This window comes from Marinomonas epiphytica (genome assembly GCF_054780655.1).
The window spans coordinates 18,440-30,468 of record NZ_BAAGVX010000016.1 but is presented as its reverse complement, the minus strand read 5'-3'; the positions used below and the strand labels follow the sequence as shown (position 1 = coordinate 30,468).

The following is a 12,029-nucleotide window of genomic DNA, read 5'->3' as shown; positions in this document are numbered from 1 at the left end:
ACTCCTAATTACCGTTTGGCTTTCTTGTCCGCAGCATGACCACGATATGTACGGGTCGGAGCGAACTCACCCAGTTTATGACCGACCATATCTTCAGTTACTAGAACTGGAACATGCTGGCGACCATTATGGACAGCGATAGTCAACCCTACAAAGTCAGGGAAGATTGTTGAACGACGAGACCAAGTTTTGATTGGTCGACGATCATTCTTCTCTACCGCAGCCTCTACCTTTTTCAACAAATGAAGGTCGATAAAAGGACCTTTTTTTAGTGAACGTGGCACAGTCGTTTCCTCTTATTACTTAGTACGGCGACGTACAATAAGTTTATCAGTACGCTTGTTGCTGCGCGTTTTGTAACCTTTAGTAGGCATACCCCATGGAGACACAGGATGACGACCACCAGAGCTACGTCCTTCACCACCACCATGTGGGTGATCAACTGGGTTCATCGCTGCACCGCGAACGGTTGGGCGAACACCACGCCAGCGACTAGCACCAGCTTTACCCAGAACTCTTAAGCTGTGCTCAGAGTTAGAAACTTCACCCAAAGTAGCGCGACATTCAGTCAGTACTTTACGCATTTCACCTGAACGTAGGCGAAGCGTAACGTAGCGACCTTCACGAGCAACTAGCTGAGCAGAAGCACCAGCGGAACGTGCAACTTGTGCACCTTTACCTGGCTTAAGCTCGATGCAGTGAACAATACTACCCACTGGAATATTTTGCAGAGGCAAAGTATTACCAGCTTTAATTGGCGCATCTGCACCACTGGAAACTACAGTACCGGCAACCATACCTTTGGAAGCGATAATGTAACGACGCTCACCATCAGCATATTTAACCAATGCAATGTTTGCAGAACGGTTTGGATCATATTCCAAACGCTCAACTACCGCAGGAATTCCGTCTTTGTTACGACGAAAATCAATCATACGGTAATGCTGCTTATGACCACCACCTACGTGACGCGTAGTGATGCGTCCGTTGTTGTTACGACCACCCGACTTGCTTTTCTTAGAAAGCAAAGGAGCGTAAGGCGCACCTTTATGCAAGTCGTTGTTAACAACTTTAACAACGTGACGACGGCCTGCAGACGTTGGCTTACTTTTTACAACAGCCATTGACCTATCTCCCCTTATTCAGCGACCATGAAATCAATGTCTTGACCTTCGGCTAAACGAACGTACGCTTTTTTCACGTCACTACGCTTACCTAGACCACGAACTGTGCGTTTTGTTTTACCTTTTTGGTTCAACGTACGTACAGACTCAACTTTGACTTCAAAAAGCGCTTCGATAGCTTGTTTGATTTCAGGTTTTGTTGCATCACCTGTTACTCGGAAAACATACTGACCGTTACCTTCGGCAACGATTGTCGCTTTCTCAGAGATGTGTGGACCCAACAGAACTTTATAAATGCGTTCGCCGATCATGCTAGTGCCTCCTCAACTTGTTTCAGAGCACCAACTGTCACCAACACTTTGTCGTAAGCAATCAAGCTAACAGGGTCGATAGACGCTGCATCACGCACATCTACGTTTGGTATGTTGCGAGCCGCTAAAAACAAGTTATCTTCCACATCTTGGGAAACAACTAAAGCGTTCTCAACATTCAATTCTGCCATTTTTGCTTTGAAGAGCTTAGTTTTTGGAGCTTCCAACTTAAGGTCTTCAACAACAACAAGACGGTCTTGGCGTACAAGCTCAGACCAGATGGTGCGCATTGCTGCACGGTACATCTTCTTGTTTACTTTCTGAGAGTGATCTTGTGGTTTTGCAGCGAAAGTAACACCACCAGAGCGCCATAGAGGGCTACGGATAGTACCTGCACGCGCACGACCAGAACCTTTCTGTTTCCAAGGTTTGCGGCCACCACCAGCTACTTCAGAGCGAGTTTTCTGAGCGCGTGAACCTTGACGACCGCCAGCCAAGTAAGCTGTAACTACTTGGTGCACTAGCGCTTCGTTGTATTCACGAGCAAAGGCTACTTCAGAAACTTCTACTGTTCCTTCTGCGCCTGTTAGATTCAAGTTCATTGTCTACCCCTCTTAGCGAGCTTTAACAGCTGATTGAAGAATAACATCACCGTTTACAGCACCAGGAACCGCACCTTTTACAAGAATAAGGTTACGTTCTGCATCTACACGAACCACTTCTAGTGATTGAGTAGTGACTTGTGCTGCACCCATTTGGCCAGCCATCTTCTTGCCTTTCCAAACACGACCAGGTGTTTGACATTGACCGATGGAACCAGGTGCACGGTGAGACAATGAGTTACCATGTGTAGCGTCTTGCATAGAGAAGTTATGACGCTTAATGGCACCTTGAAAACCTTTACCTTTCGATTGACCAGTTACGTCAACCAATTGGATAGATTCGAAATCAGCTACAGTTAGCTCATCACCAACATTGATTTCTTTCTCGTCACCAGACAAGCGGAACTCCCATAAACCACGACCCGCTTCAACGCTAGCTTTAGCAAAGTGACCTGCTGCTGCTTTGTTGACACGGTTAGAGCGGCGAGTACCGACAGTAACTTGCACAGCTTGGTAGCCATCAGTTTCTGCAGTTTTCACCTGAGTAACGCGGTTCGGTTCTACTTCGATAACGGTTACTGGCACGGATACACCATCTTCGTTGAAGACACGTGTCATTCCGGCTTTGCGTCCGACTAATTGAATAGCCATTTTTTACCTCGTTTGCCAGTTGTGTAAGGGGCTATCACCCGCTACGGCCGACCATTCCAGATCGTTCCACTATTAGTGCATAAGCCGACTGATAACCAGCCGGTTCTCGCACCCCTAAGACTTTGGGGATTAACCCAAAGAGATTTGTACTTCCACGCCTGCCGCAAGGTCTAGCTTCATTAGAGCATCAACTGTTTTTTCAGTTGGCTCAACGATGTCTAGAACACGTTTGTGAGTACGGATTTCATACTGATCACGCGCATCTTTGTTTACGTGTGGAGAAATCAATACTGTGTAACGCTCTTTGCGAGTAGGAAGTGGAATCGGTCCACGCACTTGCGCACCGGTACGTTTCGCTGTGTCCACAATTTCTTGTGTTGAAGCATCAATCAGACGGTGATCAAATGCTTTCAGACGAATACGGATTTTTTGGCTTTGCATTTCCAACTCCAAATACAGTGTTTAGATGACCTAACTGTACATTTATTAGGCCACAATCCTTTTTTAAGGACGGCGAATATTAGCCATTCAAAAACTGGTTGTCAAGTAACCAATTTAAAAAAGCCATCTCACCAGATACAAAAAAGGCTGTTCGCAAAACGAACAGCCTTTTTTCAAATAATTGCTAGAAGCCGATTAATTCGGCCAAGCGATTATTTTAGTACTTTAGCAACAACACCAGCACCTACTGTACGACCACCTTCACGGATCGCGAAACGTAGACCTTCGTCCATCGCGATTGGGTGAATTAGAGTAACAGACATTTGTACGTTGTCACCAGGCATAACCATTTCTACACCTTCAGGTAGCTCACAAGCACCAGTTACGTCAGTAGTACGGAAGTAGAACTGAGGACGGTAACCTTTGAAGAATGGAGTGTGACGACCACCTTCATCTTTACCTAGAACGTATACTTCAGCTTCGAACTCAGTGTGAGGAGTGATAGAACCAGGCTGAGCCAATACTTGACCACGTTGAACTTCTTCACGCTTAGTACCACGTAGAAGAATACCACAGTTCTCACCCGCACGACCTTCGTCTAGAAGCTTACGGAACATTTCAACACCAGTACAAGTTGTTTTCGTAGTTTCTTTGATACCTACGATTTCAACTTCTTCACCAACTTTGATGATACCGCGCTCTACACGACCAGTTACTACAGTACCACGACCTTGGATAGAGAAAACGTCCTCGATAGGCATGATGAAAGAACCGTCGATAGCACGCTCTGGCTCTGGGATGTAAGAGTCAAGAGTCTCAACAAGAGTCTTAACAGCCGTTGTACCCATTTCGTTGTCGTCTTCGCCGTTCAATGCCATTAGGGCAGAGCCTGGGATGATTGGAGTGTCATCACCTGGGAAGTCGTACTCAGAAAGAAGGTCACGTAGTTCCATTTCAACCAACTCTAGCATTTCAGCGTATTCTTCAGAATCCGCACCGCCACAGTCTTCAGCCAATAGATCAGCTTTGTTTAGGAATACAACGATGTAAGGTACACCTACTTGACGAGAAAGAAGGATGTGCTCACGAGTCTGAGGCATAGGGCCATCAGTTGCACCACAAACAAGGATAGCGCCGTCCATTTGAGCAGCACCAGTGATCATGTTTTTAACATAATCGGCGTGTCCTGGGCAGTCTACGTGTGCGTAGTGACGATCGTTAGAATCGTACTCTACGTGAGAAGTCGCGATAGTGATACCACGCTCACGCTCTTCTGGAGCGTTATCGATGTTAGCGAAATCTACTTTTTCGCCACCGAATACTTCTGCACATACACGAGTAAGTGCTGCTGTTAGAGTTGTTTTACCGTGGTCAACGTGACCGATTGTGCCAACGTTAACGTGCGGTTTACTACGTTCAAATTTACTCTTTGCCATGATACATACACCTTAAGAATTAGTAAGTATGATGATTAATCTTCATTTTTGATGATCGCGTCTGCCACACTAGCCGGTGCTTCAGCGTATTTCTCAAACTCCATTGCATAACTTGCACGCCCTTGCGACAAGCTACGCACGTCAGTTGCATAACCGAACATTTCCCCGAGAGGTACTTCAGCGCGGATTATCTTCCCTGACGGGGAATCGTCCATCCCCTGGACAAGTCCACGACGACGATTCAGGTCTCCCATCACGTCACCCATGTACTCTTCAGGGGTTACAACTTCCACTTTCATTACAGGCTCAAGGACACATGGATCTGCATCCAACGCGCCTTTTCTCAAACCTTGCGAAGCAGCAATTTTAAAGGCCATTTCGTTAGAGTCAACATCATGGTAAGAACCATCGAATAATACGACCTTAATACCCAATAATGGATACCCAGCGATCACACCATTCTTCATTTGCTCAGAAATACCCTTCTCTATTGCAGGAATGTATTCTTTTGGAATAACACCCCCAACAATCTCGTTAACGAACTCAAGCCCTTCTTTATCAGAAGGAATCAACTTCATCACGACGTGACCGTATTGACCACGACCACCAGATTGACGCGCAAATTTGTGATTAATCTCCACTTCTTTGCGAATTTTTTCTCGGTAGGATACTTGGGGCTTACCAATATTCGCATCCACCTTGAACTCACGACGCATACGGTCGACAAGAATATCAAGATGCAGCTCACCCATACCAGAGATAATAGTTTGACCTGTCTCTTCATGTGTCTCCACACGGAAAGATGGATCTTCTTGCGCCAGTTTACCTAACGCAACGCTCATTTTTTCCTGGTCCGCTTGAGACTTTGGCTCAACCGCAACAGAAATAACAGGCTCTGGAAACTCCATTCGTTCCAACACTACCACATCGTTCATATCACAAAGGGTGTCACCTGTAGTCACGAACTTCATTCCCACAGTGGCAGCGATGTCGCCCGCTAACACTTCCTTGATCTCTTCACGATTATTGGCATGCATCTGAACCATGCGACCAATGCGCTCACGCTTCTGCTTCACGGAATTGTAAACAGCATCACCCGATTTCAAGGTACCAGAGTACACTCGAATAAATGTGAGCGTACCAACGAAAGGATCCGTCGCTATCTTGAACGCTAATGCTGAGAACGGTGCCTCATCATCAGCAGAACGAGATACAACAGTTTCTCCATCCTCGAGCGTGCCTTCGATCGCTTTTACTTCAAGCGGCGAAGGCATATATTCTACTACCGCATCAAGAACAGCTTGCACACCTTTATTCTTAAAAGCTGAACCACAAGAAACCAAGACAACTTCATTGGCTAAAGTGCGGATACGCAAACCACGCTTAATGTCTTCGACGGATAGATCACCTTCTTCAAGGTATTTATCCATAAGCTCATCATCTGCTTCAGCTGCAGCTTCGACCATCTGCTCACGCCACTCCTGTGCTTCATCAACAAGGTCAGCAGGTATGTCTTCCAAAGTGTAAGTCATACCTTGATCTTGTTCATTCCACATGATGGCTTTCATCAATACCAAATCAACCACACCACGGAAGTCCTCTTCCGCGCCGATATTAATTTGAATAGGAACAGCATTGGCATTTAAACGGTCTTTAAGCTGCTCAACCACCGAAAAGAAGTTTGCACCGGTACGGTCCATCTTATTGACGAACACCATACGAGGAACTTCATACTTATTGGCTTGACGCCAAACAGTTTCGGTTTGCGGCTGAACGCCAGAGGAACCACAGAGCACAACAACGGCACCATCAAGAACACGTAAAGAACGCTCTACCTCAATGGTAAAGTCTACGTGCCCAGGCGTATCAATAATATTGATACGGTGCTGGTCAAATTGTTGACTCATACCACTCCAAAAACAGGTTGTCGCTGCTGATGTTATGGTAATGCCGCGCTCTTGCTCTTGCTCCATCCAATCCATGGTAGCCGCACCATCGTGCACCTCACCAATCTTATGGGACAGACCAGTATAGAAAAGAATGCGCTCAGTTGTCGTCGTTTTACCTGCATCAACGTGTGCACAAATACCGATATTACGGTAGCGGTTGATAGGTGTTTTACGTGCCACTGTGTTTGTTGCTCCGAACGATTAGAAACGGTAGTGCGAGAAAGCTTTGTTGGCTTCAGCCATACGGTGAACGTCTTCACGCTTCTTAACCGCAGAACCTTTGTTTTCAGCCGCATCAATAATCTCACCTGCTAGACGTAGAGCCATGGATTTCTCACCACGCTTACGTGAAGACTCAACCAACCAACGCATAGACAAAGCTACACGACGAGCTGGGCGTACTTCTACAGGTACTTGATAAGTCGCACCACCTACACGGCGAGATTTAACCTCTACCATAGGCTGGATGGATTCTAGTGCTTTTTCGAAGATACCCATTGGCTCTTCTGTTTTAGCGCGTGCTGCAACTGCATCTAGTGCATTGTATACAATGCTTTCAGCTACAGATTTCTTGCCACTAACCATTACATGGTTGATGAATTTAGCAAGAAGTTGGCTTCCGTGTTTAGGATCCGGAAGGACTTCACGCTTCGCGACGACGCGTCTTCTAGGCATATCTATATCCTCTTCAGGTTAGCCCGAGACAATTAAAACTGCTCGGCCTTACTGTATTAAAAATTTGTTTCTAAACGATGACTAAGTAAAACTTACTTAGGACGCTTAGTACCGTACTTAGAACGGCCTTGCTTACGGTTTTGAACGCCTGAAGTATCCAAGCTACCACGTACTGTGTGGTAACGAACACCTGGAAGGTCTTTTACACGACCGCCGCGAATCAGCACTACGCTGTGTTCTTGCAGGTTGTGACCTTCACCACCGATGTAGGAAGTTACTTCAAAGCCGTTGGTCAAGCGAACACGACATACTTTACGCAAAGCCGAGTTAGGCTTTTTAGGGGTAGTAGTATATACACGTGTGCAGACACCGCGGCGTTGCGGACAAGCTTGTAACGCAGGAACGTCACTTTTTACCACTTTACGCTTACGTGGTTTACGAACCAACTGGTTAACTGTTGCCATTAGACAAACTCCACAGATCCAATTCTCATGGCGGAAATCGCCAAAAATAAGGAGGCGCAAGTTTAATTTGCGCCTATAAAACAGTCAATAGGGAGGTGACTAAAAAATCACCTCCCTAGCCATTTAACAGCAATTTTTTAGTCTTTCAGGGCAGCACTTAGTGCTTCTTCTACTTCAGAAGCACTGACTGTTGAAATTCCATCCTTCGCTGCTTGCGCAAGATCTTTCTTATTCTTACGCTCATTGTGGTAAGCCAAACCTGTACCAGCTGGTATCAAGCGACCTACTACAACGTTTTCTTTTAAGCCACGCAAGTGATCTTTCTTACCTGTTACCGCACCTTCTGTTAAGACACGAGTGGTCTCTTGGAAGGACGCTGCAGAGATGAAAGACTCAGTAGCCAAAGAAGCTTTTGTGATACCAAGCAATACACGCTCGTATTTCGCAGGGAATTTACCCTCGCTTTCAGCCTTCTCATTTGCATCAAGCACTTGAGTCAACTCAACTTGGTCTCCTTGGATAAGATCTGTATCACCAGACTCACCAACATCTACCTTACGAAGCATTTGGTTAACGATAACCTCAATGTGCTTATCGTTAATCACAACGCCCTGTAGACGGTAAACTTCTTGCACTTCGTTCGTAATGTAGTCAGCTAATGCTTCTACACCTTTCAAGCGCAAGATGTCATGCGGGCTCAGAGGGCCATCAGCGATGATCTCGCCTTTTTCCACTTCTTCACCATCAAAGATGTTGATTTGACGCCACTTAGGAATCAAGGTTTCGATTGGGTCACTGCCATCTTGTGGTGTGATAACCAAACGGATCTTACCTTTTGTTTCTTTACCGAAGCTAACCACACCAGATGCCTCAGCCATAACAGCTGGATCTTTCGGGCGGCGCGCTTCAAATAGGTCAGCCACTCGTGGCAGACCACCGGTGATATCTTTGTTACCTTGAGATTCCTGAGGAATACGAGCCAACACTTCACCAGATTTAACTTCTGCACCATGATCCAAGCTTAGCAATGCTTTCTCTGGCAGCATGTACTGCACAGGAGAATCTGTTCCAGGAATCAATACTGGATTCCCTTCTGCATCAACCACAGAGATCATTGGACGCAAATCTTTACCTGCAGATGGACGGTCTTTGATTTCAAGAACTTCGATGGTCGTTAGACCCGTCATATCATCAGATTGACGGCGAATGGTAACATTCTCTTCCATACCACTAAATTCAAGACGGCCTTGCATCTCAGATACAATTGGGTGTGTATGTGGATCCCAGTTAGCCACTACTTGACCAGCGGTAACTGCATCACCTTCACGCACAGACAATACTGCACCGTAAGGAAGCTTGTAACGCTCTTTCTCACGACCAGACTCATCCGCCACAGCCAACTCAGAAGAACGAGAAGCCACCACAAGCTGGCCAGTCTCACGCTCGATACTCTTCATTTTGTGGAAACGGATAGTACCCGCACTCTTCACTTGCACGCTGTCTACAGCAGAAGCTCGAGATGCCGCACCACCGATGTGGAAGGTACGCATGGTAAGCTGAGTACCTGGCTCACCAATCGATTGCGCTGCCACAACACCAATTGCTTCACCGATGTTAACCTGATGACCACGACCTAGATCACGTCCGTAACACTTAGCACACACACCGTGGCGTGTTTCACAAGTAATTACAGAGCGCGTAATCATTTCGTCCACACCCGCTGTTTCAAGGGTACGTACGTCATGTTCATCAATCAAAGTACCAGCAGGTAATACTAGGTTACCTTTTGAATCTAGAACGTCCTGAGCAATAACACGACCCAGCACACGTTGACCCAGAGGCACAACAACATCGCCACCTTCAATCATGGCGCTAACGTTAATACCGTTAGATGTACCACAATCTGTTTCAGTAACAACCAAGTCCTGGGCAACGTCTACAAGACGACGCGTTAAGTAACCTGAGTTCGCTGTTTTCAAGGCAGTATCAGCAAGACCCTTACGAGCACCGTGAGTAGAGGTAAAGTACTGTAGTACAGATAGACCTTCACGGAAGTTCGCGGTGATTGGTGTCTCGATGATGGAACCATCTGGCTTCGCCATCAGACCACGCATACCACCTAGCTGACGCATCTGAGCAACACTACCACGGGCACCGGAGTCAGCCATCATATAAACAGAGTTAAAAGATTGTTGTTCAACCTCATTCCCCTCTTTATCGACAGTCGTTTCTTTCGCCAGGTTGTTCATCATAGCTTCAGTAACGGTTTCGTTTGTACGAGACCACAAGTCAATTACCTTGTTGTACTTCTCGCCTTGCGTTACCAGACCATCTGCGTATTGGTATTCAATCTCTTTAACTTCAGCTTCTGCTTGAGCGATGATATCAGCTTTCTCAGGTGGAATAACAAAGTCATCTACACCTACAGAAGAACCAGAAGCTGTCGCGTATTGGAAACCGGTGTACATCAATTGGTCAGCAAAAATACAGCTTTCTTTTAGACCAACACGACGGTAACACTCGTTAATCAAGTTCGAGATAGCTTTCTTCTTCATTGGTTGGTTAACCACTGAGAAAGGTAGGCCATCAGGCACAATATCAAACAACAACGCACGACCCACTGTCGTATCAGCAATAAAGGTAGAAGCTACTTTTTCGCCTTCCAGTGTGGTGTCTACTTGGTTGATACGCACTTTAACTTTCGCGTGAAGCTCAACTTGCTTCGCGCCGTATGCACGGTGTACTTCTTTAATGTCAGAAAACGCCATGCCTTCACCTTTGGCATTGATTTTCTCACGTGTCATGTAGTACAGACCTAATACCACGTCCTGAGAAGGTACGATAATAGGTTCACCGTTAGCAGGAGACAGGATGTTGTTCGTAGACATCATCAAAGTACGCGCTTCAAGCTGTGCTTCAAGAGTCAGAGGTACGTGAACTGCCATTTGGTCACCATCGAAGTCAGCGTTGTAAGCCGCACATACTAATGGGTGCAACTGGATCGCTTTACCTTCGATCAACATAGGTTCAAACGCCTGGATACCCAAACGGTGAAGTGTTGGCGCACGGTTCAACATTACTGGGTGTTCACGGATAACTTCATCCAAGATATCCCATACTTCAGGCGTTTCGCGTTCAACCATTTTTTTCGCAGCCTTGATTGTCGTCGCCATGCCACGCAATTCAAGCTTAGAGAAAATAAACGGTTTAAATAGCTCTAGGGCCATTTTCTTTGGCAGACCACATTGGTGCAAACGCAAAGAAGGACCCACAGTAATTACAGAACGACCTGAGTAGTCAACACGCTTACCAAGCAAGTTTTGACGGAAACGACCTTGCTTACCTTTGATCATATCAGCCAAAGATTTCAATGGACGCTTGTTAGAACCTGTAATAGCACGACCACGACGTCCGTTATCAAGCAAGGCATCAACAGACTCTTGTAACATACGTTTTTCGTTACGTACGATGATGTCTGGAGCAGATAGCTCAAGTAAACGTTTTAGACGGTTATTACGGTTAATCACTCGACGGTATAAATCGTTTAGATCAGACGTCGCAAAGCGACCACCTTCTAGTGGCACCAATGGACGAAGATCCGGTGGAAGAACCGGAAGAACTTCCAATACCATCCACTCTGGGTTGTTTCCAGAATGGTAGAATGCTTCAACCAACTTCAAGCGCTTAGAAAGCTTCTTGATACGTGTTTCAGAGTTTGTGCTACTCAACTCTTCACGCATTTGGTTGATTTCTTCAGGCATGTCTAAATCACGCAGCAACATTTGAACCGCTTCTGCACCCATGCGGGCATCGAATTCGTCACCGAACTCTTCTAGCGCTTCAAAGTACTGTTCGTCGTTTAGCAATTGGCCTTTATCTAGCGTTGTCATACCTGGATCGATCACGATGAAGGATTCAAAGTACAAAACACGCTCAATATCACGCAAGGTCATATCTAGAATAAGACCAATACGAGAAGGAAGAGATTTTAAGAACCAAATATGAGCAACTGGCGATGCAAGCTCAATATGCCCCATGCGCTCACGACGCACTTTAGACAGAGCTACTTCAACACCACACTTCTCACAAATAACACCACGGTGTTTCAAACGTTTGTATTTACCACACAAACATTCGTAGTCCTTAATAGGACCAAAGATTTTGGCACAGAACAGGCCGTCACGCTCTGGTTTAAACGTACGGTAGTTAATGGTCTCTGGCTTTTTAACTTCGCCGTAAGACCATGAACGAATCATATCAGGTGATGCTAGGCCGATACGGATTGCATCAAACTCATCTGATTGTCCCTGTGATTTTAGAAGACCTAATAAGTCTTTCATGGATATTCGCCCCACTCTTAAGGCTGGGGAGCAGTA

Annotated in this window: 11 protein-coding genes; all 11 read right to left on the bottom strand. The window is 46.0% G+C overall.

Annotated features, from left to right (window positions below):
• Nucleotides 1–8: 8 nt before the first annotated feature.
• Nucleotides 9–284, bottom strand: a complete 276-nt coding sequence (gene rpsS / locus ACYVGZ_RS04715) for a 30S ribosomal protein S19 (protein ID WP_012071932.1) — start codon at nucleotides 282–284, stop codon at nucleotides 9–11.
• 15 nt (nucleotides 285–299) lie between these two features.
• Nucleotides 300–1,124, bottom strand: coding sequence for a 50S ribosomal protein L2 (gene rplB / locus ACYVGZ_RS04710; protein WP_460751932.1), 825 nt, complete (start codon nucleotides 1,122–1,124; stop codon nucleotides 300–302).
• 14 nt (nucleotides 1,125–1,138) lie between these two features.
• Nucleotides 1,139–1,435 (bottom strand): 50S ribosomal protein L23, encoded by a 297-nt coding sequence (rplW, locus tag ACYVGZ_RS04705; protein ID WP_191596020.1) that lies wholly within the window; start codon nucleotides 1,433–1,435, stop codon nucleotides 1,139–1,141.
• Nucleotides 1,432–2,037: a 50S ribosomal protein L4 gene (gene rplD / locus ACYVGZ_RS04700; protein ID WP_460751928.1), complete on the bottom strand. Its 606-nt coding sequence runs from the start codon at nucleotides 2,035–2,037 to the stop codon at nucleotides 1,432–1,434. Before rplD ends, rplW begins: the two co-directional genes overlap by 4 nt.
• Before the next feature lie 12 nt (nucleotides 2,038–2,049).
• Nucleotides 2,050–2,688 (bottom strand): 50S ribosomal protein L3, encoded by a 639-nt coding sequence (gene rplC, locus ACYVGZ_RS04695; protein WP_460751925.1) that lies wholly within the window; start codon nucleotides 2,686–2,688, stop codon nucleotides 2,050–2,052.
• Between the two features lie 129 nt (nucleotides 2,689–2,817).
• Entirely contained in the window at nucleotides 2,818–3,129 is a 312-nt protein-coding gene (gene rpsJ / locus ACYVGZ_RS04690) for a 30S ribosomal protein S10 (protein WP_012071937.1), read from the bottom strand.
• Between the two features lie 212 nt (nucleotides 3,130–3,341).
• Nucleotides 3,342–4,565 (bottom strand): elongation factor Tu, encoded by a 1,224-nt coding sequence (gene tuf / locus ACYVGZ_RS04685; RefSeq protein ID WP_460751920.1) that lies wholly within the window; start codon nucleotides 4,563–4,565, stop codon nucleotides 3,342–3,344.
• A 35-nt stretch (nucleotides 4,566–4,600) separates the two neighbouring features.
• Nucleotides 4,601–6,694 carry an elongation factor G gene (gene fusA, locus ACYVGZ_RS04680; protein WP_460751918.1) on the bottom strand — a complete coding sequence of 698 codons (2,094 nt, stop codon included), beginning with the start codon at nucleotides 6,692–6,694 and terminating at the stop codon, nucleotides 4,601–4,603.
• 21 nt (nucleotides 6,695–6,715) lie between these two features.
• Nucleotides 6,716–7,189 (bottom strand): 30S ribosomal protein S7, encoded by a 474-nt coding sequence (rpsG, locus tag ACYVGZ_RS04675; RefSeq protein WP_460751915.1) that lies wholly within the window; start codon nucleotides 7,187–7,189, stop codon nucleotides 6,716–6,718.
• A gap of 92 nt (nucleotides 7,190–7,281) precedes the next feature.
• The gene (gene rpsL, locus ACYVGZ_RS04670; protein ID WP_036163109.1) at nucleotides 7,282–7,653 is read right to left on the bottom strand and encodes a 30S ribosomal protein S12; all 372 of its coding nucleotides are present in this window, start codon (nucleotides 7,651–7,653) and stop codon (nucleotides 7,282–7,284) included.
• A 137-nt stretch (nucleotides 7,654–7,790) separates the two neighbouring features.
• Nucleotides 7,791–11,993: a DNA-directed RNA polymerase subunit beta' gene (gene rpoC, locus ACYVGZ_RS04665; protein ID WP_460751912.1), complete on the bottom strand. Its 4,203-nt coding sequence runs from the start codon at nucleotides 11,991–11,993 to the stop codon at nucleotides 7,791–7,793.
• Nucleotides 11,994–12,029 lie beyond the last annotated feature (36 nt).